This is a genomic window from Streptomyces kronopolitis, assembly GCF_050953795.1.
GTDB classification, from domain to species: Bacteria; Actinomycetota; Actinomycetes; order Streptomycetales; family Streptomycetaceae; genus Streptomyces; species Streptomyces kronopolitis_A.
Genome location: NZ_CP191850.1, coordinates 1,737,576 through 1,758,278, shown reverse-complemented (window position 1 = coordinate 1,758,278; position 20,703 = coordinate 1,737,576). Strand labels below are relative to the sequence as shown.

Below are 20,703 nucleotides of genomic sequence, written 5' to 3'. Positions count from 1 at the left end.
GGTTTCGGCATGAGTGAGCCGCAGTCGGGCCGTGCGGTCACCGGTGAGGACGAGGTCGTCGACCTGTGCCGGGACCTGATCAGGATCGACACCAGCAACTACGGCGACCACTCGGGCCCGGGGGAGCGGGCCGCCGCCGAGTACGTCGCGGAGAAGCTCGCCGAGGTCGGCCTGGAGCCGCAGATCTTCGAGTCGCACAAGGGCCGCGCCTCGACCGTCGCCCGTATCGAGGGCGAGGACCGCTCGCGGCCCGCGCTGCTCATCCACGGGCACACCGACGTCGTCCCGGCCAACGCCGAGGACTGGACCCACCACCCCTTCTCCGGCGAGATCGCCGACGGGTGCATCTGGGGCCGCGGCGCGGTCGACATGAAGGACATGGACGCGATGACGCTGGCCGTCGTCCGTGACCGGCTGCGCTCCGGGCGCAAGCCCCCGCGCGACATCGTGCTGGCGTTCCTCGCCGACGAGGAGGCCGGCGGCACCTACGGCGCGCGCTACCTCGTCGATCACCACCCGCACCTCTTCGAGGGCGTCACGGAGGCGATCAGCGAGGTCGGCGGCTTCTCCTTCACCGTCAACGAGAAGGTGCGGCTCTACCTCATCGAGACGGCCCAGAAGGGCATGCACTGGATGAAGCTGACCGTGGACGGCAACGCCGGTCACGGTTCGATGATCCACAAGGACAACGCGATCACCGAACTGTCCGAGGCGGTCGGCCGGTTGGGCCGCCACGAGTTCCCGGTCCGGGTGACCAAGACGCTGCGGTCCTTCCTCGATCAGCTCGGGGACGCGCTGGGCACCGAACTCGACCCCGAGGACATGGACGCCACGCTGGCCAAGCTCGGCGGGATCGCCAAGCTGATCGGCGCCTCGCTCAAGAACACCGCCAACCCGACCCAGCTGGGCGCCGGCTACAAGGTCAACGTCATCCCGGGCCAGGCCACCGCGCACGTCGACGGCCGGTTCCTGCCGGGCCACGAGGAGGAGTTCCTGGCCGATCTGGACCGGCTCCTGGGGCCGCGGGTCAAGCGCGAGGACGTGCACGCCGACAAGGCGCTGGAGACCACCTTCGACGGCGCGCTGGTCGAGGCGATGCAGTCGGCGCTGCAGGCCGAGGACCCGATCGCCCGGGCCGTGCCGTACATGCTCTCCGCCGGTACGGACGCCAAGTCCTTCGACGATCTCGGCATCCGCGGATTCGGCTTCGCCCCGCTGAAACTCCCGCCGGAGCTGGACTTCGCAGGAATGTTCCACGGGGTGGACGAGCGGGTGCCCGTCGACGGACTGAAGTTCGGGGTGCGGGTGCTCGACCGGTTCATCGAGCAGAGCTGAATTCGGTAGGAATCTCCTGTCTCCGGCACCGAGTTCGCTGAAACGAGTGAACACGCCGATGTGTTCGTAGCTTCAACGGCCTTTTCTTCGTTGCAGTGTGTGCGGTCCGCGGCTGGGATCGTATTGCCTACAAGGAGGAATAATGATCAAGAAGGTCGCCGCTGCTGCGGCACTGGCCGGTGGTGTCGTGCTCGCCGGTGCTGGCCTGGCCGTTGCGGACTCGGGTGCCCAGGGTGCGTCGCTGAACTCTCCCGGTGTGGTGTCCGGCAACACCATCCAGGTTCCGGTGCACGTTCCGGTGAACGTCTGCGGCAACACGATCTCCGTGGTCGGCCTGCTGAACCCCTCCTTCGGCGAGTACTGCGTCAACAAGTGACTTTCCGACGTCCTTTGGCGTTGTATCTGCACCCGTAAGGGTCCGACTCGGCGCAGCTGTGGAAAGCGAATTCTGCATTCCGGAGCCGCTGAGGATATTTAGGCGGACGGGTGGGTCCTTTCGAGGATCGTCACCCGTCCGCGTTCCTGTAAGGCACTAGGCAGGGGAACTACCTATGAGACAGGTCGCACGAAAGGGCCTGATCACCGCGGCGGCCGCCAGTGGCGTACTCGCCCTGGCCGCCGGCTATGCACACGCCGACGCGGGAGCCGCCGGAGGCGCGGCCAACTCGCCCGGTGTGGGATCCGGCAACAACGTCCAGGTCCCGGTCCACGTACCGGTGAACGCCTGCGGTAACACCGTCAATGTCGTCGGGCTGCTCAACCCCGCGTTCGGCAACCGCTGCGCCAACGGCGGCGGTGGCGCAGCGCACGGCGGCCGTCACCACACCGGTGGCGGCGGCGCGGGCGCGGCAGGCCAGGCGTCGAACTCGCCGGGCATCGTGTCGGGCAACAACGTCCAGGCTCCGGTCGACGTTCCGGTGAACGCCTGCGGCAACCAGGTCTCGGGAGGCGGACTGCTCAACCCCGCCTTCGGCAACCACTGCGCCAACGAGACGCCGACCCGTCCGGGTGTACCGCAGCACCCCGGCAGGCCGCACCACCCGGTCACGCCGCACCACCCCGGCAAGCCCCATCACCCGGGCACGCCGGAGCGCCCGGTGACGCCGCACCACCCGGGCACGCCGAGCCAGCACACGCCGGGCACCCACCCGCAGACCGGTGGGCACACCCCGCACGTGACGCCGGCCAAGCCCGCCAAGCCCGTGGGGCAGCTCGCGCACACCGGCGCGGGCTCGATCGGGTACGCGGTGCCGGCCAGCGCCGGGCTGCTGCTCGGTGGCGCCGTGCTCTACCGCAGGGCGCGCGCCGCACGTCGGTGACCGGCCGCGGATAGCGCACCAGGCGCACGACGGAGCGGGCCCCGCCTCGGCGGGGCCCGCTCTGCTGTCCTCAGCCGCCGCTGGCGGCGGTCACCACGTGGCGCGCAGCTGCCGGATGATCCGGCGGCGCAGGCGCACCCTGCGACTCCCGTCGGGATTCAGACGCAGGCGGTCCAACTCCCAGTGTCCGTACTCGGCATGGTCGGTCAGCAGGCGCGTGGCAGCCTTCCGGGACACACCCCGGGGCACATACACATCGCAGAATTCGTATTCCGGCATCGCATCTATTGTGCGGGACCGGCCCCGGTACGGATAGCGTCTGCACTATGTCTGATGCTGCGCAGCCTTCCGCTGCCGAGGTACGTGCCGCCGCCGAGGCGGTCAAAGCCGCGCTGGACCGTCACCTCGACGCGGTCGAACGCCGCTCGGGGGAGGACGATCCGGCCGTCTACGCCGCGTTCGACGAGCTCGCCGCGGCGGCTGAGGTCTATGACGAGCTGCTCTACGACACCTACGACGAGGTCACCCCCTTCGAGATCCCCGGGAACGACGCGCTGCCCGCCTACGCGGGCCCGGAGGAGCCGAGCGCGCTGAGCGTGCTGATCCGGCGCGACTACACCGTTGCCGAGCCGCAGCGGCTGCTGCACCAGGCACAGCGCGTCGCCGACCTCGATCCGGACGCGGCCGACGACGCCGCGGCCGGGGGCGCGGATGCCGCCGCGGTCGTCGGGACCAGCGTGCATGCCGCGCTGGGGGTGCTGTTCGGCGAGTTCGAACCGGACGAGATCGCCTCCCGGCACAAGGAGTTCGGCTTGGAGGAGGGCGATTCCACCTTGTGGGTGGCGGCCGCCGACGATCCGGCCGAGCCCGGGGAGTGGCTGTCCGCGCCGTTCGACCAGGCCGATCCGCAGCGGGTCGTCTGCCGCTTCGACGTCAGCGCGGTCTTCGACGAGGAGCTCGGCGACGACGACCTGCTGGAGCCGCTCGACCACGAGCGGTGAGCGAGGGCGGGTGCGCCGCCGTGGTGGCGCACCCGGCTCCGGAGACGACGGTGCCCCGGCTTGTCGGCAGGATCCTGCCGACAAGCCGGGGCACCGGGCGTACGGGCCCGGCAGGGGTCAGTGGTCCGCCGAGGGCTCCTGGGTGGTCTGCGCGCTCTGCTGGAGGAGGGTGCGCAGCCGGGTGGTGCGTTCCTTGACGGGCACCTCGGCGACCGCCCGGGGCAGCGCCTGGTCGACGCCCTGGACCACCGACAGATGGCGCTCGCCGCGGCTGAAGGCGGTGTAGACCCAGGCGCGGGTCAGACCGCCGGCGGCATCCCCGGGGAGCACGACCACCGCGGCGGGCCAGCGCATCCCGGCGGCCTGGTGCGCCGTGAGCGCCCAGCCGTGGCGTACGGCACCCGCGCCGACCTGCTCGCGGGGCACCACGACCGCGGCGCCCTCGCAGTCGAGCCGCAGCCCGGACGCGTCCGCGCCGGTGACCGTGCCGGGCACCGTACGGCCGGGGGCGGGGGCGTAGGCCACGCGGTCGCCGGGGTCGAAGCCGCCGAACCGGCCGGGGCCGGGGTTGAGCCGTTCCTTGAGGGCGGCGTTCAGCGCGCGGGTGCCGGCCGCGCCGCCGTGGCCGACCGTGATCACCTGTGTCCGGTCCGCGGGGACCCCCAGTGCCCGGGGCACGGAGTCGGCGACCAGTTGGACGGTGCGGTGCACCGCCTCACCGGCATCGCGCGCCGGGACGATCACCACCTCCTTGCCGGGCGCCTCGACCTGGCTCAGCTCGCCGATGCCGATGCCGGACACCAGCTCGCCGATCGGCCCGAAGTCCGGGGTGCGGGAGGCGACCTGGGGGCAGAAGCGGGCCGCGAGCAGATCGGCGAACAGCCGTCCGGGACCGGCCGACCACAGGACGCCCGGGTCGCCGCTGAGCACCAGCCGGGTCCCGTCGGGCAGCGACTCGACGAGGAGCGCGGCGGTCTCCAGATCCAGCTGCGGGGCGTCCAGCACCACCAGCAGATCGAGTGCGAGGGCGCCGTCGGTGTCCCGGCCGGGGCCCTGCCGGCCGGAGAGCAGGCCGGAGACGGTCACGGCGGCGGTGTCGGCGGCGTCCGGGGCGGTGCCGGGGGCCACGGTGCCGGGCGCGCAGGCGGCGAGGTCCGCGGCCAGGCGCCGGCGGCCGTTCTCGGTAGCGGTGGCGCCGAAGGCCCGCAGGCCCAGCGCGCGGGCCGCGGCGATCAACGCGGCCGGTTCGGCACGGGCCGCCTCGGCGCCCGTGTGTGCCACCACGCCGCTGTGGGCGGCGGCGCGCAGGAGCTCGGCGGCCGAGGGTGAGGGTGCGGCGGCCGCGGCGGCGTCCCACGCGGCGGCGGAGGGCCGCGCGGGGCGGGCGGGGGTGAAGTCCTCGGTGGGGCCGGACGGCGGGGCGGAGGCCCGGCCGGGCGCCTCGGGCGCCTCGGGTCCGGCACCGTCCTCGGCGTCGGGTGCCGGGGCGGTGTCGTCCCCGGCGGTCGTGCGGTCCTCGTCGGCCGCCGGTTCCGCCGCGGTGGCGTCCCCGGCCGGGGCGTCGGCGGTCTCCGCCTGCGGCCCGGCGACGGCTTCGAAGGTGTTCAGCAGCCGGGCCAGGCCGTCGGCGACGCTCTCCTCGGCCATCGCGAACCGGTCCAGGCCCAGCAGGATCCGGACCGGCTGTGCGTCCTCCTCGTCCCCACCCGGGGCGGGACGGGGCCTGCCCGGCTCCTCGATCGCGTCCTGGAAGACCAGCACGGCACCGTCCGCGATGGCGGTCTGCAGGGCCTCGTCGGGGTCGGGCACCGCGCGCTGGGCGAGCGCCGCACGCAGCGCGGAGGCCTCCAGGGCGGAGTGCCCCGCGACGGCGGCCTGCTCCAGCAGCCAGCCGACCAGCGCCTGCGCGCGCCGCTCGTCGTCCGGCCCGCAGGCGGGGCCGAGCAGCGCGCGGGCGAAGCCGTCGGCCTGCTCGGGGCGCACGCCGGGCACGGCGAGCAGCTGCCAGGGGTCCTCGCGCAGTGCCTCGGCGGCCTGCTCGCCGAGCACCTCCGCGGCCCGGTCCGCCAGTGCCTCGGGGGCGCCGCCGGCCGCGAGGACCTGCCGTACGCCGTCGGCTCCGGGTGCGTACACAGCCGGGCCGGGGGCTGCCGCGGGCCCGGCGGGGACGGACGGTGCCGCGCTGCCGCCGTCCACGGGGGGCCGGGCCGGGCCGTCGGCCCCGGCGGTGGGATGCTGCCGGGACGGTTCAGGGGCGGGGCCCGCCGGGCGCTGCTGCTGCGGTGCGGGGCCGCCGGAGGACGCGGGGCCGGCGTCGGGCCGCCGGGGGGCTGTGGCCGGCTTGGCGGGGCGCGGGGTGTCGGCGAAGAAGGAGGCGGCCGAGCGCTCGCCGGTCTCCACGGCGCGCACCGCCGCGGCCAGCGCCTCCGCAGACGCCTTCGCCGATCCGGACGCCGCGGTGCCCTGGGCCGCACCGGTGGGAGCGGCGGGGGACTCCGGGCCCGGCGCCGGGGCCTCTCCGGAAGCTCGCGTTGCCTCGCCGTCGCCCGGCGCCGGGGCCTGCGCTCCGTTCGCCGCCGCGGGGGTCTCGCCCGAAGCCTGCGCCGTCTCTCCGTCGCCGGGTGCCTCGGTCGGGGCCCCGTCGTCCGAGACCCCGTTGTCCGAAACCCCGCCGTCCGGAGCCGCGTCCGGAGCGCCGTTCACCGCGGCCTCCTCCCGCGCCCCGCCCTCCGGGACCGTCGTGCCGTCGTCGGATGCCGTGGCCACCGCGGAAGGCGCCGCTTCGCCGCTGGGGGCCGCTGTGTCTGCCGGGCCGTCGGTGGTCCCGCCCGGCGCCGCCGCGGGGCCGGGCGCCTGGGCATCCGTGGTCCCGGGCGCGGCCTCCTGCTCGGGCGCGGTGTCGCCGGCGAGGCGGTCGGTGCTCACAGCGTGCTCCAGTCCTGATCGGGGTAGTGGTGCACCGGAGCCGACACATCGTCCAGCGCCCGGCGGATCTCGTCAGGAAGACTAAGGGCCTCCACTGACAACGCCGCGCCGAGCTGCTGTGCCGTGCGGGCGCCGAGGATCGGCGCGGTCACTCCGGGACGGTCGCGGACCCAGGAGAGCGCGACCTGAAGGGGGGTGACGGCCAGTCCGTCGGCGGCGGTGGCGACCGCGTCCACGACCCGGCCGGCCGTCTCGTCGAGATAGGGCGCGACGAACGGCGCCATGTGCTCGGAGCCGCCCCGCGAATCGGCCGGGGTCCCGTGGCGGTACTTCGCCGTCAGCACACCGCGGCCCAGCGGCGAGGACGGCAGCAGGCCGATGCCCAGATCGAGCGCCGCGGGCAGTACCTCCCGCTCCACCCCGCGCTGGAGCAGGGAGTACTCCATCTGCGTGCCGGCCAGGCGGTTGCGCACCCCGGGCGCCGCGAGCTGCCAGGTGGCCGCCTTGGCGAGCTGCCAGCCGGAGAAGTCCGACACCCCCACATAGCGCGCCCGGCCGCTGCTGACGGCGAGGTCGAGGGCCGCCAGGGTCTCCTCCAGCGGGGTGTGCGGATCGAACGCGTGCAGCTGCCAGAGGTCGACGTAATCCGTGCCCAGCCGCTCCAGGGAGGCGTCCAGGGCGGCGAGGAGGTGGCGCCGGGAGCAGTCGACCCGGCGGTCGGCCTCCAGGACGCTGCCGGCCTTGGTCGCGATCACCAGATCGGCGCGCGGTACGAGGTCTTCGGTCAGGCGGCCCAGGAGGTATTCGGCACCGCCGTCGGCGTAGATGTCGGCGGTGTCCACGAGGGTGCCGCCGGCCTCCCAGAACGCCTTGAGCTGGTCGGCGGCTTCCTGCTCGTCCGTGTCGCGGGCCCAGTTCAGGGTGCCGAGCCCGAGGCGGGTCACGCGCAGGCCCGTTCGGCCGAGGTGCCTTTGCTCCATGAGCCTTGAGATTACTGGCCGGGAGCGAGGATCAGGGGACCTGTGGACAACCCGCCGATGACGTTCGGCGCGGGCGCGCGCTACAGTCCCCGGAACAGCGACGTTACCGATCGGTAAGGGGAGCGGCATGAGGCTTGGCATCAACCTCGGCTACTGGGGCGCCGGGATGGACTCCGACAATCTCGCGGTGGCACGGGAGGCCGACCGCCTCGGATACGACGTCTGCTGGGCCGCCGAGGCCTATGGCTCCGACGCCGCCACGGTGCTCTCCTGGGTCGCCGCGCAGACCGAGCGCATCGACATCGGTTCGGCGATCTTCCAGATCCCGGCGCGCACCCCCGCGATGACCGCGATGACGGCCGCGACCCTGGACTCGCTCTCCGGCGGCCGCTTCCGGCTCGGCCTGGGTGTCTCGGGCCCGCAGGTCTCCGAGGGCTGGTACGGCGTCAAGTTCGACAAGCCGCTGGCCCGCACCCGTGAGTACGTGGACATCGTCCGCAGGGCCATGACCCGCGAGCGGCTGTCCTACGAGGGCGAGCACTGGACCCTGCCGCTGCCCGGCGGCCCCGGCAAGCCGCTGAAGCTGACCGTGCACCCGCAGCGCGAGCACATCCCGCTCTACATCGCCGCGATCGGGCCGAAGAACCTGACGCAGACCGGCGAGATCGCCGACGGCGCGCTGCTGATCTTCCCCGCCGCCGAGCACCTGGAGGAGACCGCGGTCACCCACCTCCGCGCCGGCCGCGAGAAGGCGGGCAAGACGCTGGAGGGCTTCGACATCTGTCCGACGCTGCCGCTGGCCCTGGGCGCGGACAAGGACGTCAGCGCGCTGGCCGACATGTTCCGCCCGTACACCGCCCTGTACGTGGGCGGCATGGGCAGCCGGAAGCAGAACTTCTACAACCAGCTGGCCCGGCGCATGGGATACGAGAAGGAAGCCGCCGAGATCCAGGACAAGTACCTGGACGGCGACAAGGAGGGCGCGGCCGCCGCGATCCCGGAGCGGCTGATCGACCAGACCACGCTGCTCGGTTCCGTCGAGCGGATCGCCGAGCGGATGCAGGCCTATGCCGCGGCGGGGGTGACCACCCTGACGCTGGCGCCGGCGGGCTTCGCCCTGGAGGACCGGCTGGCGTCGCTGCGGGCGGGCACCGAGGCCCTGGAGCACGCGGGGCTGGCGTAGCGGAGCGTCGGAGGCGCTGCGCGCCGGGTGCCGGTCGCGGGCCGTCGGGCCCGTTCCGTCACGGTCCGGCGCCAGGGCGCCGGACCGGACACACACCGCGGCCGTGGTGGGGGCTCGGGGGTCCTCCCCGCCACGGCCGTCGCGCTGCACAACGCCGTGACGGGCACGCCGGTCACGCCCGCAGCGGGGGCAGTCGCGCCCGAACGGCCCAAGGGACCGCGACTGCGGTTGCCGCTCGTCGGGCAGCCCACTTGACTCGGTCCGTGCGGGTGTGTCCGTTCGGAGGTGGCGCAGATGTTCTCGGCCCGAAGCCTGTTCCAGGAGATCGTCGACAACGACGACTCCTACCGACTGTTCTGCTCCATCGCGGCCAGCGGCGAGGCCCAGGGCGGCTGGGAGAACGGCCGGATCGCCGCACTGATCCCCGCGTCCCTGCGCACGCTGGCACCCAAGGTCACCCGGCACGGCGCCGACGAGGACAAGCACGGCCGGATCTTCCACGCCCTGATGCGCAAGCGCGGCCTGACGCCCACCACCGTGCCCGAGGAGACCGACTACACCGCCCTGCTGGAGCGGCACGGCATCGGTCTGGCGCACGACAAGCTGCGCCGCAACGAGCCGCTCACCGAGCTGGACATCATCACCTACCTCGCCCACAGCCGGGTCACCGAACAACGCGCCGCCGACCAGATGGAGATGCTCACCCGCCACTTCGGCGACCACCCCGAGGTGGGCAAGGCGATCCGGATGATCTCCCAGGACGAGGACAACCACCTCGCCTACTGCCACGAGGAGCTGCTGCGGCTGGCCGGCGCCGGGCACGGCCGGACCATCCAGCGGATCCTGCACGAGTGCGCCCGCGCCGAGATCGTCGTCTACCGGGACGTCAGCCTGGCCGTGATGGACCACATGGGCCACATCCTGGCCTGGCCGAGGACGAAATCGGCCGCGCTCGCCACCGGGATCCGGGCGATGTACGGCTACGAGCGGCTGGGCGGCTGGCGGCGGATGGTCAGCCTCCGGATGCCCGAGCGGCGCGACGCGCTGGGCGGCCCGGCCACCTCGGCGCCGGAGTTCGCCTGAGCCCGCCGCTGCCCGGGCGGGCCCGTGGCGCCGGGGTCACAGCCAGCCGCGGCGCTTGAACAGCCGGTACAGCGACACCTCGATGACGGCCATCAGGCCCAGGATCGTCGGGTACCCCAGGTGCCACGACAGCTCCGGCATGTCCTGGAAGTTCATGCCGTAGATGCCGGCGATCAGCGTGGGGACGGCCGCCAGCGCCGCCCAGGCCGAGATCTTGCGCATGTCGTCGTTCTGCCGGACACCCATCTGCGCGAGATGGGCGGCGAGAATGTCCGAGAGCAGCCGGTCCAGGCCCTCCACCGACTCGTTGGCGCGGGTGAGATGGTCCTCCACATCGCGGAAGAACGGGCGGGCGTGATCGTGCACGAACGGCACCCCCGGATTCTGGAGGCGGGCCATCGGCTCCGCCAACGGGCCCGTCGCCCGGCGGAATTCGAGCACCTCGCGCTTGAACGCGTAGATCTCGGCCGCGGTGTTCCGGGTGTCCCGGCCGCGCACCGGCGCGAACACCTCCGCCTCCAACTCCTCCAGGTCCACCTGGAGTTCGGCCGCCACATCGATGTAGTGGTCCACCACCGCGTCGCTGACCGCGTAGAGCACCGCGCCCGGGCCGTGCCGCAGGATCTCCGGGTGCTCCTCCAGGCGGTGGCGCACCGCGGCCAGCGGACTGGCCTCCCCGTGGCGGACGGTCACCACGAACGAGTCGCCCACGAAGACCATCAGCTCCGACGACGTCACCGTGTCCGCCCGGTCGTCGTAGGTGACCGGCTTCAGCACCATGAACAGGGAATCGTCGTAGACCTCCAGCTTGGGCCGTTGGTGCGCCTTGAGGGCGTCCTCGATGGCCAGCGGGTGCAGGGCGAACTCGGACCTGACCCGCGCGAACTCCTCCTCCGTCGGCTCGTACATCCCCAACCACAGGAAGGAGCGCCCCTCGGCCCGCGCCGCGTGCAGGGCGTCGGAGAAGTCCGTCGCGCACTCGTTGCGACGGCCCTCCCGGTAGATGGCGCAGTCCACGATCACACCTGGCATTCTCGCCCCTCGTCCGGCCACCTGCCAGAAAGACGTCCGCGGAACGTAGGCTGGCGGCCATGCCCACGCTGATCCTGGTGCGGCACGGCCGCTCCACCGCCAACACCGCCGGGGTGCTCGCCGGGCGGGCGCCCGGAGTCGCCCTCGACGAGCGCGGCGCCGCCCAGTCCGCCGCGCTGCCCGCCCGCCTGGCCCAGGTCCCGCTGACCGCCGTCGTCTCCAGCCCGCTGCAGCGCTGCCGGGAGACCGTGCAGCCGCTGCTGGACGCCCGGCCGTGGCTGCCCCTGCACATCGAGGACCGGATCAACGAGTGCGACTACGGCGACTGGTCGGGCCGCAAACTCGCCGAACTGGGCGACGAGCCGCTGATGGAGATCGTCCAGCGGCACCCCTCCGCGGCCGCCTTCCCCGGTGGTGAGTCGATGCGGGCCATGCAGGCACGGGCGGTGGACGCGGTACGCGACTGGAACGCCCGGATCGAGGAGACGCACGGCCCCGAGGCCACCTACGCCATGTGCGCGCACGGAGACATCATCAAGGCGCTGGTCGCCGACGCCCTGGGCATGCACCTCGACCTCTTCCAGCGGATCTCCGTCGAGCCCTGCTCGGTCACCGCGATCCGCTTCACGCGGCTGCGCCCCTACCTCGTACGGCTCGGGGACACCGGTGACTTCGGCTCGCTGGCGCCCAGGGAGGACGGCGGCGCCGCGGCGGCCGACCGGGACGCGGCCGTCGGTGGTGGTGCGGGAGCAGCGTGATCAGTCGGCGCAGTAGGGTGGTGCGACGGCGCTGCCCGCCACGCCCCTGCGATCCGCGCAGTGACCGCAGGACGTGCAGCGACCGCAGTGACCCCGCAGTCGAGCAATCGGAGCAGGACGTTGTCCCGTCAGGTGTTCTTCTACGACGCGCCGGACCGCTTCGTGGCCGGTACGGTCGGGCTGCCTGGCCGCCGTAGCTTCTACCTCCAGGCCACCGCGGCCGGCCGCATCACCAGCGTCGCCCTGGAGAAGACCCAGGTCGCGGCCCTCGCGGAGCGGATCGACGAGCTGCTGGACGAGGTCGTACGGCGCAGCGGCGGCAACGCTCCGGTGCCCGCGGTCTCGCCCGCAGAGCTGGCCGACGCCGCCCCGTTGGAGAGCCCGGTCGAGGAGGAATTCCGGGTCGGCACGATGGCGCTGGCCTGGGACGGCGAGGACGAGCGGATGATCGTCGAGGCGCAGGCCCTGGTCGAGCTGGACGCGGACGACGACGAGGAGCTGGCCGACGCCGAGGAGCGGCTGCTCCAGGACGACGAGAACGGTCCGCCGATGCTGCGGGTGCGCCTGACCGGCACCATGGCCAGGGCCTTCGCCAAGCGGGCGCTGGAGGTCGTCAACGCCGGCCGCCCGCCGTGTCCGCTGTGCAGCCTGCCGCTCGACCCGGAGGGACACGTATGCCCGCGCCAGAACGGATACCGGCGGGACGCCTGAGCGCCATGGAGCCCGCCGCCCGCCCGGCCGCGCCGCTGCCCGGTCCCGCCGATCCGCAGTCCCCGTCAAGGGCACGACCGGCCGCGCCGTCCGCCGCCCCGGATCCGCGCGTCCTCCTCGCCGAAGGGGAGCTGACCGTGCGCGGCCGCATCCAGGAGGCGTCCAACGCGGTGCTCTACTGCACGGTCGCCCACGACGGCACCGGCGGCGCCTGTGTCTACAAGCCGGTCGCCGGCGAGCGCGCACTGTGGGACTTCCCCGACGGCACCCTCGCCCAGCGCGAGGTGGCCGCGTACGAGGTCTCCCGGGCCTGCGGCTGGGACCTGATCCCCCCGACGGTGCTGCGGGAGGGGCCGTACGGCACCGGTATGGTCCAGGAGTGGATCGAGGCGCCGGAGAGCGACGACGCGGTGCCCGAGCTGCTGGCCCTGGTCGACGGCGAGGAGCCGGGGCCGGGCTGGAAGGCGGTGGGCCTCGCGCAGACCGGCGAGGGCGGCACGGCGCTGCTGGTACACGCCGACGACCCGCGGCTGCGGCGGCTCGCGGTGCTCGACGCGGTGATCAACAACGGTGACCGCAAGGGCGGCCATCTGCTGCCCGGCGCCGACGGAACGTTCTTCGCCATCGATCACGGCGTCTCCTTCCACGCCGAGGACAAGCTGCGCACGCTGCTGTGGGGATGGGCGGGGGAGCCGCTGACCGAGGAGGCGCTCGCGGTCCTGCGGGACCTGCGCACGTCGCTGGCGGACGGCGGGCCGCTCGCCGCCCGACTGGCCGAACTGATCACGGAGCGGGAGACCGAGGCGCTGCGGGCGCGGGTGGCCCGGCTGCTGGACAGTGGCCGGCACCCGGAGCCGAGCGGCGAGTGGCCCGCCATCCCCTGGCCGCCCGTCTGACCGGACGGGCACGGGGTGGGCACCGGGCGGGGAACCGAGCCGCCTCGTGGCACGCCCGTCCGTCGAACACAAGACCGCTTTTCCGGCCAAGAGTCCCGGTCCGGTTCGTATGCGGAACGTCCGTCCGGTTAGGCTCAGGGCATGCATGCATGGCCCGCTTCTGAGGTCCCCGCCCTGCCCGGTCAGGGCCGCGACCTGAGGATCCACGACACCGCGACCGGCGGACGGGTGACCCTCGCCCCCGGTCCCGTCGCCCGTATCTATGTCTGCGGCATCACGCCGTACGACGCCACCCACATGGGGCACGCGGCGACCTACAACGCGTTCGACCTGGTTCAGCGCGTGTGGCTCGACACGAAGCGCCAGGTGCACTACGTGCAGAACGTCACCGATGTCGACGACCCGCTGCTGGAGCGGGCCGTGGCCACCGGCGACGACTGGACGGCGCTCGCCGAGCGCGAGACCGCCCTCTTCCGCGAGGACATGACGGCCCTGCGGATGCTGCCGCCCCGCCACTACATCGGCGCGGTCGAGGCGATACCCGGCATCGTCCCGCTGGTGGAACGGCTGCGGGAGGCCGGCGCCGCCTACGAGCTGGACGGCGACATCTACTTCTCCGTCGCGTCCGACCCGCACTTCGGCGAGGTCTCCCGGCTGGACGCCGAGGCGATGCGGCTGCTGTCCGCCGAGCGCGGCGGCGACCCGGAGCGCGAGGGCAAGAAGAACCCGCTCGATCCGATGCTGTGGATGGCGGCCCGGGACGGCGAGCCGAGCTGGGACGGCGGCTCGCTGGGCCGCGGCCGCCCCGGCTGGCACATCGAGTGCGTCGCCATCGCGCTGGACCACCTCGGCATGGGCTTCGACGTCCAGGGCGGCGGCTCCGACCTCGCCTTCCCGCACCACGAGATGGGCGCCTCGCACGCCCAGGCGCTCACCGGTGAGCACCCGTTCGCCAAGGCGTACGTGCACGCCGGGATGGTGGGCCTGAACGGCGAGAAGATGTCCAAGTCCAAGGGCAACCTCGTCTTCGTCTCGACGGTCCGGCGCGCGGGGACCGACCCCGCCGCGATCCGGCTGGCGCTGCTCGCCCACCACTACCGGGCCGACTGGGAGTGGACCGACGCCGTGCTGGAGCAGGCCGTGGAGCGGCTGGCGCGCTGGCGTGCCGCCGTCTCCCGTCCCGACGGCCCGTCCGCCGACGCCCTGGTCGAGGAGATCCGTACGGCGCTCGCCGACGACCTGGACTCCCCGGCGGCGCTGGCGGCCGTGGACCGCTGGGCCGCGGCCCAGCAGGACGGCGGCGGCACCGACGAGGGCGCCCCCGGGCTCGCCTCCCGTGCGGTCGACGCGCTCCTCGGCGTGGCCCTGTAACACCCTGCCCTCCGCGCTCCCACGGGCGCCCTCACCGGCCGGTGAGGGCGCCCCTTCGCGTGGGCCGGGCACCGGAAATCCAGCAGTCCGCCGCAAGAGTCCATGGTGGCGGGCCCCGCGGGCGGGCTAGAGCTTGCGGTCATGAGGACACCAACCAGACTGCGGGCGGCGGTCGTTGCCGCGCTGCTCGGGCTCGCGCTGACGGCCGCCGGGCCGGCGGGCAGCGTACGGGCCGACGGCCGGGCGCCCGCATGGACCGTCGGCGACATCACCGGCTTCGCGGCGGACGGGCCCGTCTACCGTCTGCACGCGGGCCGCGCCGAGGCCCGCGTCAGCTTCGTCACCCCGCGCACCTTCCGTCTCGAACTCGCCCCCGACGGCACCTTCTCCGATCCCACCGGCAAGGACATCGTGCTGCCCCAGGGCGCACCGCCCGCCACCCACTGGCGGGACGCCGGGGACGCCTATGAACTCAGCACCTCCCAGGTCACCCTGCGGGCCTTCAAGGCGCCGCTGCGCTTCGAGCTGCGGCGGGCCGACGGCTCCCTGGTGTGGTCCGAGACGAAGGGGCTGAGCTGGGACGACACCTCCACCACCCAGACCCTCGCGCGCGGCGCCGACGAGCAGTTCTACGGCGCCGGCATGCAAAACGGCCGCGGCAACACCTCCCACCGCGGCCACACCACCGAGGTCGGGGTGGACTACCACTGGGACGACGGCGGGCACCCCAACTCCGTCCCCTTCTACCTCTCCTCCGCCGGCTACGGCGTCTTCCGCAACACCTACGTGCCCAACACCTACGCCTTCCGGGACCCGGTGACGACGAGCGCGCGGGAACGGCGCTTCGACGCCTATTACTTCGCCGGGCCCAGCGCCAAGGACGTCATAGGTCAGTACACCTCGCTGACCGGAAAGCCCTTTCTGCCCCCGCTGTACGGCCTGGAGATCGGCGATTCGGACTGCTATCTGCACAACGCGAACCGCGGCGAGCGGCACACCCTCGACGCGCTGAAGGTCGCCGACGGATATCCGGAGAACGACCTGCCCAACGGCTGGATGCTGGTCAACGACGGCTACGGCTGCGGCTATGAGCAGCTCGCCGAGACCGCACAGGGCCTGGCCGCGCGGAAGATGAAACTCGGGCTGTGGACCGAGGACGGCATCGCGAAACTCGCCGACCAGGTGAAGGCGGGCCAGCGGATCGCGAAACTCGATGTCGCCTGGGTCGGCGACGGCTACAAATTCGCCCTGGACGGCTGCAAGGACGCCTACCGGGGCATCGAGGACAACAGCGACGCGCGGGGCTTCACCTGGGCCCCGGAGAGCTGGTCGGGGGCCCAGCGCTGCGGCGTCCAGTGGTCCGGCGACCAGAGCGGCAGCTGGGACTACATCCGCTGGCAGATACCCACCTATGCCGGCGCGACGATGTCCGGACTGGCCTATACGACCGGCGACGTGGACGGCATCTTCGGCGGCAGCCCCAAGACGTACGCCCGCGATCTGCAGTGGAAGTCCTTCCTCCCGGCGATGATGACGATGGACGGCTGGGCGGCCGCCGACAAACAGCCCTACCGACAGGGCGAGCCCTACACCTCCGTCAACCGGACATACCTGAAGCTCAAGGAGTCGCTGCTGCCCTATATGTATTCCCACGCGGCCCAGGCGACCCGCACCGGCGTCGGTCCGGTACGTCCGCTGTGGCTCGAATACCCCGGTGACCCGAAAGCCGGCACCGACGCGGCGAAGTACGAATTCCTCTCCGGGCGGGATTTCCTCGTCGCACCCGTCTACCGGGACACCGACACCCGCGACGGCATCTACCTGCCGAAGGGCACCTGGACCGACTACTGGTCCGGCCGCGTCTACCGGGGCCCGACGACCGTCAACGGCTACAGCGCCCCGCTGGACACCCTGCCGCTGTTCGTCCGGGCCGGCGCCGCCGTCCCGATGTGGCCCGGCATCAGGTCCTACCAGGACCGCACGGCGCACTCGCCGCTCACCTGGGACGTCTATCCGCAGGGCCGTTCCTCCTTCACGCTCTACGAGGACGACGGCGTCACCCGCGCGCACCGGTCGGGCGCCAGTGCCACCCAGCGGGTGCGGGTGAGGGCGCCGCGCTCCGGCGGCGGCGACGTGCGGATCGAGGTGGGCGCCCTGCGGGGCGCGTACCACGGCAAGCAGACGGCCCGGCCCTACCGCTTCAGTGTGCACACCGGGGACGCGCCGCGCGCCGTCGAACTGGCCGGGCGGCCGCTGCAACAGCTGCGCTCCGCGCGGGCGTTCCGGGCGGCCGGCGAGGGGTGGCGCTACGACCCCGCGGACCGCGCGGGCGTCGTACAGATCAAGACCGCCACCCGCACCACCGCCCGCGCCTTCGCCCTGACGCTGAAGGGCGCGAGCGCCGTCGGCGGCCGGACACCGGGCGCCGCTGCCGTCGTGGACACCCCCGGCGGCCAAGAGGTGACCAAGGGCGCGCCGACGGCCGTACGGACCGCCGTGACCGCCGGCACCCGTGACGCACGGGACGTCTCGGTGGCGCTGTCCGCCCCCGAGGGCTGGACCGTCTCGGCGCCGGCGCACCGGCGGCGGATCGCGGCCGGCACCACCCGGCAGGAGACACAGACGCTCACCGCCCCCCGGGACGCCGTCAGCGCGGACCCGGTCACCGTCACCGCGACCGTCCGCTACCGCGCGGCCGGGGCGTGGCGGACGGCGGTCCACCGGTTCGGGGTACGGGCCGTGCCGCGGGCGCCCGCCGGGGACACCTGGGCGAGCGATCTGGAGTGGCTGAGCGCCGCCAACGGGTACGGTCCGGCCGAACGCGACCGCAGCAACGGGGAGTCGGGGGCGGCGGACGGTGCCCGGCTCACCCTCGCCGGGAAGACCTACGCCAAGGGCATCGGGGCGCACGCCGACTCGGACCTGGAGTTCTTCACCGGCGGGCGCTGCACGTCCCTCACCGCGGACGTGGGCATCGACGACGAGATCGCCGACTACGGCGAGGTCGCCTTCTCGGTGGAGGCGGACGGCAAGGTGCGGTGGACTTCACCCACGATGACCGGGGCCTCGGCGCCGGTGGCGGTGGACGTGCCGCTCGCCGGGGCCCGGCACGTGCGGCTGAAGGTGACCGACACCGACGGCAAGAAGTCCGGCGATCACGGTGACTGGGCGGGGGCGCGCTTGCACTGTGCGCGCTGAGTGCCGAGCGGGGCGCCGGGCCGGCATGACGGCCGGTCCGGCGCCCGGCGCACGGGGTCAGCTCCCGCTGTCCTCGGAGCCGTCCTCCGGGGTCGCGGAGTCGGTGGCGTCCGCGCCGCCCGCCGGGGCCGCGCCGCCGGAGTCCGCGGCGCCCTTGTCGGGGCCCGCTTCCTGGGGGCCGGTGCCGGTGTCGTCGCCGGGGCGGTGCTCGCGCGGCTCCTTGGGCGCCGTACGGGGCGGGCGGGTGCGGCCGCCGGCGGGGTCGCGGTGGAAGGAGCTGTCGGTGAGCCCGCCCTCGGTCGCCACGCCGGGGCCGGTCTGCGGGTCCCGGCGGCGCAGATACCGCTCGAACTCGCGGGCGATGGCCTCGCCGGACGCCTCCGGGAGGTCCGCGGTGTCCCGCGCCTCCTCCAGGGACTGGACGTACTCGGCGACCTCGCTGTCCTCGGCGGCCAGCTGGTCCACGCCCAGCTGCCAGGCCCGCGCGTCCTCGCTCAGCTCGCCGAGCGGGATCCGCACGTCGAGGAGGTCCTCCAGGCGGTTGAGCAGGGCGAGGCTGGCCTTCGGGTTGGGCGGCTGCGACACGTAGTGCGGCACCGCGGCCCACAGGCTCACCGCCGGGACGCCGGCATGCGTGCACGCCTCCTGGAGGATGCCGACGATGCCCGTCGGGCCCTCGTAGCGCGACTCCTCCAGATCCAGCCGGCCGGCGAGTTCCGCGTCGGAGGTGACGCCGCTGACCGGGACCGGGCGGGTGTGCGGGGTGTCGCCGAGCAGCGAGCCCAGCACCACCAGCATCTCCACCCCCAACTCATGGGCGAAACCGAGGATCTCGTTGCAGAACGAGCGCCAGCGCATGCTGGGCTCGATCCCGCGGACCAGGACGAGGTCCCGCTTGCGCCCCTTGCCGTTCGCGTCGCCGACACGGACGACGGAGAGCCGGGTCGTGGGCCAGGTGATCTTGCGTACGCCGCCGTCCAGGAAGACGGTGGGACGGTTCACCTGGAAGTCGTAGTAGTCCTCCGCGTCGAGCGCGGCGAAGACCTCGCCCTTCCACTCCCGGTCCAGATGCGCGACCGCGGCGGAGGCGGCGTCGCCGGCGTCGTTCCAGCCTTCGAACGCGGCCACCATGACCGGGTCGATCAGCTCGGGCACCCCCTCGAGCTCGATCACCCAGCGCCTCCTTCCGACCGGTCCGGCCGCCTGGGGCGGCCGCCGGCAGCAGTTCCATTGCGTGCGGTCCCAACACTACGGCTTCCGTGGTGCCCCTCTGCAGCCCCTTTCCGGGAAGCGGTGATGATTCATCCGACCTGTCCGGGGTTTTGTCCGCCCAACTCCCGTACATAGGTGGGGTTCCGCCTCGCGCGAAGGCCTATACATCGGATGACCCGGAAAGGTCCGATGTTCTTCCCCACCCTCTCAGGGGGCATGCGCATGGCCGGTTCCGATACCCTCACCGCCCTCGCATGCCACGACATCCGCTTCCCCACCTCGCACCGGCTCGACGGCTCGGACGCCATGCACCCGGACCCGACCACCCTGCCGCCCACGACGTGCTCCGCGCCACCGGCGGCCCGCAGGGGCACGGCCGCCGCCTCACCCTAGGACGCGGCCACGAGGTCATGACCGCCGCGATCCGGCCGCTCGCGCCCCACCTCACCGTCCGCCGCCCGACCGGCTCGGCCCTGACGACCGGTGGCGGCTGCTGCGGCGGCTCCGGCCGTCGGACCCTGCCGGAGCGCACCGCCGTCGATGACCTGCTGCCGGTGTGTGTCCGGCGCGGCACCTCCGTCACCGTCGGCGGGGTCGACCAATCCGGCCTGCGGGCGCACCCGGCACAGGGCGCGCCCCGCAACTTCCCTCCCACCCCCGCCTAACTGCTCGGCGGTACTCGGCAACTCGACGCGTTCTGCGCGGAGTTCGACGGGCCGCTCACACCGGCCGCCCCGCGGATCCGGGACGCGTCGTGGCATACGCTCGTCGCCCGCGGCCCGCTCGGCCCCGATCCGCCGCTGCCCCTGCACCACCGAGTCCGCCCCGGAGCGCACCCCTGATGCGTATCGACGCCCATCACCACCTGTGGGACCCGAGCCGGCGCGGTCAGCCGTGGACGCAAGCGCCCCGGGCCGATCCGATGCGCCGCAGCCGTTCGCTGTCCGACCTCACCCCGCTTCTGACCGGGCACCGCATCGACGCCACGATCGTGGTCCAGTCCTCGACCTCCTGCGAGGAGACCGCCGAACTGCTCGCCCTCGCCGCGGGGGAGGGGCCGGTCGCCGGAGTCGTCGGCTGGGCGGACCTGTGCGACCCGGCGCTCGACGGGGTGCTGGCGGCGCTGCCGGCCGGTCTCGTGGGCGTCCGCCACCGGGTGCGGGACGAACCGGACCCCGACTGGCTCACCCGCCCCGCCGTCCTGCGCGGCCTGGGCACCCTGGCCGACACCGGGCTGGTCTACGACCTGCTGGTCACCCCGCGCGAACTGCCCGCCGCGCACGCCGCCGTCCGCGCCCTGCCGCAGCTGGCCTTCGTCCTGGACCACGCCGGCAAACCGGCCGTGGCGAAGGGCGACTGGCAGCCGTGGGCGGCCGCGATCACCGCGCTGGCCGCCCTGCCGAACGTCAGCTGCAAGCTGTCCGGCCTGGTCACCGAGGCCGACGGGGAGGCCTGGCGGCCGCAGCAGATCCTGCCCTATGCCCGGCACGTGCTGGACGCCTTCGGCCCCGGCCGGGTGATGTTCGGCTCCGACTGGCCGGTGTGCACGCCGGCCAGTCGGGTACGAGGACGTGGTCGCCCTCGCGGAGGCGGCCACCGGCCGGCTCACCGAGGCCGAGCGGGCGGCCGTCTTCGGCGGCACGGCCGGGCGGGTGTACGGGATCGGGGCGCCGTAGGGGTGTCCGCCCGGCGGGAGCGC

At 73.6% G+C, this 20,703-nt stretch carries 18 protein-coding genes and 1 pseudogene; 14 read left to right on the top strand and 5 right to left on the bottom strand.

The features are described 5' to 3' along the window. Nucleotides 1–9: 9 nt before the first annotated feature. From ACQP17_RS07675 to ACQP17_RS07665, 3 genes are all read left to right on the top strand, one after another. Entirely contained in the window at nucleotides 10–1,335 is a 1,326-nt protein-coding gene (locus ACQP17_RS07675) for a M20/M25/M40 family metallo-hydrolase (protein WP_433855580.1), read from the top strand. Nucleotides 1,336–1,477: 142 nt separating this feature from the next. Then, the gene (locus ACQP17_RS07670) at nucleotides 1,478–1,711 is read left to right on the top strand and encodes a chaplin (protein WP_364877798.1); all 234 of its coding nucleotides are present in this window, start codon (nucleotides 1,478–1,480) and stop codon (nucleotides 1,709–1,711) included. A 175-nt stretch (nucleotides 1,712–1,886) separates the two neighbouring features. Next, nucleotides 1,887–2,654, top strand: a complete 768-nt coding sequence (locus tag ACQP17_RS07665) for a chaplin (protein WP_433855579.1) — start codon at nucleotides 1,887–1,889, stop codon at nucleotides 2,652–2,654. 90 nt (nucleotides 2,655–2,744) lie between these two features. Here the strand turns inward: ACQP17_RS07665 and ACQP17_RS07660 are convergent, their stop codons facing one another. Then, nucleotides 2,745–2,933 (bottom strand): DUF5703 family protein, encoded by a 189-nt coding sequence (locus tag ACQP17_RS07660; protein WP_018537156.1) that lies wholly within the window; start codon nucleotides 2,931–2,933, stop codon nucleotides 2,745–2,747. Between the two features lie 47 nt (nucleotides 2,934–2,980). Here ACQP17_RS07660 and ACQP17_RS07655 point away from each other — a divergent pair, with 47 nt between their 5' ends. Continuing rightward, entirely contained in the window at nucleotides 2,981–3,655 is a 675-nt protein-coding gene (locus tag ACQP17_RS07655; RefSeq protein ID WP_433855578.1) for a hypothetical protein, read from the top strand. Between the two features lie 117 nt (nucleotides 3,656–3,772). Here the strand turns inward: ACQP17_RS07655 and ACQP17_RS07650 are convergent, their stop codons facing one another. Continuing rightward, on the bottom strand, nucleotides 3,773–6,580 hold the full coding sequence (locus ACQP17_RS07650; RefSeq protein WP_433855577.1) for a helix-hairpin-helix domain-containing protein: 2,808 nt from the start codon (nucleotides 6,578–6,580) through the stop codon (nucleotides 3,773–3,775). Continuing rightward, entirely contained in the window at nucleotides 6,577–7,560 is a 984-nt protein-coding gene (locus ACQP17_RS07645; RefSeq protein ID WP_433855576.1) for an aldo/keto reductase, read from the bottom strand. The genes ACQP17_RS07650 and ACQP17_RS07645 overlap by 4 nt, the downstream gene beginning before the upstream one ends. Before the next feature lie 127 nt (nucleotides 7,561–7,687). Here ACQP17_RS07645 and ACQP17_RS07640 point away from each other — a divergent pair, with 127 nt between their 5' ends. Together ACQP17_RS07640 and ACQP17_RS07635 are read left to right on the top strand one after the other, a co-directional pair. After that, the gene (locus tag ACQP17_RS07640; protein ID WP_433855575.1) at nucleotides 7,688–8,743 is read left to right on the top strand and encodes an LLM class F420-dependent oxidoreductase; all 1,056 of its coding nucleotides are present in this window, start codon (nucleotides 7,688–7,690) and stop codon (nucleotides 8,741–8,743) included. Between the two features lie 294 nt (nucleotides 8,744–9,037). Then, nucleotides 9,038–9,826 (top strand): ferritin-like domain-containing protein, encoded by a 789-nt coding sequence (locus ACQP17_RS07635; protein ID WP_433855574.1) that lies wholly within the window; start codon nucleotides 9,038–9,040, stop codon nucleotides 9,824–9,826. Nucleotides 9,827–9,862: 36 nt separating this feature from the next. Here the strand turns inward: ACQP17_RS07635 and corA are convergent, their stop codons facing one another. Further along, the gene (gene corA, locus ACQP17_RS07630; RefSeq protein WP_433855573.1) at nucleotides 9,863–10,858 is read right to left on the bottom strand and encodes a magnesium/cobalt transporter CorA; all 996 of its coding nucleotides are present in this window, start codon (nucleotides 10,856–10,858) and stop codon (nucleotides 9,863–9,865) included. A 59-nt stretch (nucleotides 10,859–10,917) separates the two neighbouring features. Between corA and ACQP17_RS07625 the strand changes: the two genes are divergently transcribed. From ACQP17_RS07625 to ACQP17_RS07605, 5 genes are all read left to right on the top strand, one after another. Next, entirely contained in the window at nucleotides 10,918–11,616 is a 699-nt protein-coding gene (locus tag ACQP17_RS07625) for a histidine phosphatase family protein (RefSeq protein ID WP_433855572.1), read from the top strand. A gap of 120 nt (nucleotides 11,617–11,736) precedes the next feature. Continuing rightward, nucleotides 11,737–12,327: a DUF3090 domain-containing protein gene (locus ACQP17_RS07620; protein WP_433855571.1), complete on the top strand. Its 591-nt coding sequence runs from the start codon at nucleotides 11,737–11,739 to the stop codon at nucleotides 12,325–12,327. After that, a complete protein-coding gene (locus ACQP17_RS07615) occupies nucleotides 12,291–13,223 on the top strand; it encodes an SCO1664 family protein (RefSeq protein ID WP_433855570.1) in 933 nt (310 codons plus the stop codon). The genes ACQP17_RS07620 and ACQP17_RS07615 overlap by 37 nt, the downstream gene beginning before the upstream one ends. A 141-nt stretch (nucleotides 13,224–13,364) precedes the next feature. Next, nucleotides 13,365–14,594: a cysteine--1-D-myo-inosityl 2-amino-2-deoxy-alpha-D-glucopyranoside ligase gene (gene mshC / locus ACQP17_RS07610; RefSeq protein ID WP_433855569.1), complete on the top strand. Its 1,230-nt coding sequence runs from the start codon at nucleotides 13,365–13,367 to the stop codon at nucleotides 14,592–14,594. A 141-nt stretch (nucleotides 14,595–14,735) separates the two neighbouring features. Further along, nucleotides 14,736–17,792, top strand: a complete 3,057-nt coding sequence (locus tag ACQP17_RS07605; RefSeq protein WP_433855568.1) for an NPCBM/NEW2 domain-containing protein — start codon at nucleotides 14,736–14,738, stop codon at nucleotides 17,790–17,792. Between the two features lie 57 nt (nucleotides 17,793–17,849). Here ACQP17_RS07605 and ACQP17_RS07600 read toward each other — a convergent pair whose 3' ends face one another. After that, entirely contained in the window at nucleotides 17,850–18,965 is a 1,116-nt protein-coding gene (locus ACQP17_RS07600; RefSeq protein WP_433855567.1) for a PAC2 family protein, read from the bottom strand. 261 nt (nucleotides 18,966–19,226) lie between these two features. On the opposite strand from ACQP17_RS07600, the gene ACQP17_RS07595 reads away from it, so the two are divergent. The 3 genes and pseudogenes from ACQP17_RS07595 to ACQP17_RS07585 all read left to right on the top strand — a co-directional run bounded on the left by ACQP17_RS07595 (nucleotide 19,227) and on the right by ACQP17_RS07585 (nucleotide 20,680). Beyond that, nucleotides 19,227–19,397 (top strand): hypothetical protein, encoded by a 171-nt coding sequence (locus ACQP17_RS07595; protein WP_433855566.1) that lies wholly within the window; start codon nucleotides 19,227–19,229, stop codon nucleotides 19,395–19,397. 17 nt (nucleotides 19,398–19,414) lie between these two features. After that, the gene (locus tag ACQP17_RS07590) at nucleotides 19,415–19,669 is read left to right on the top strand and encodes a hypothetical protein (protein WP_433855565.1); all 255 of its coding nucleotides are present in this window, start codon (nucleotides 19,415–19,417) and stop codon (nucleotides 19,667–19,669) included. A 176-nt stretch (nucleotides 19,670–19,845) separates the two neighbouring features. Then, nucleotides 19,846–20,680 (top strand): annotated as a pseudogene (locus ACQP17_RS07585) (amidohydrolase family protein). Nucleotides 20,681–20,703: the final 23 nt, after the last annotated feature.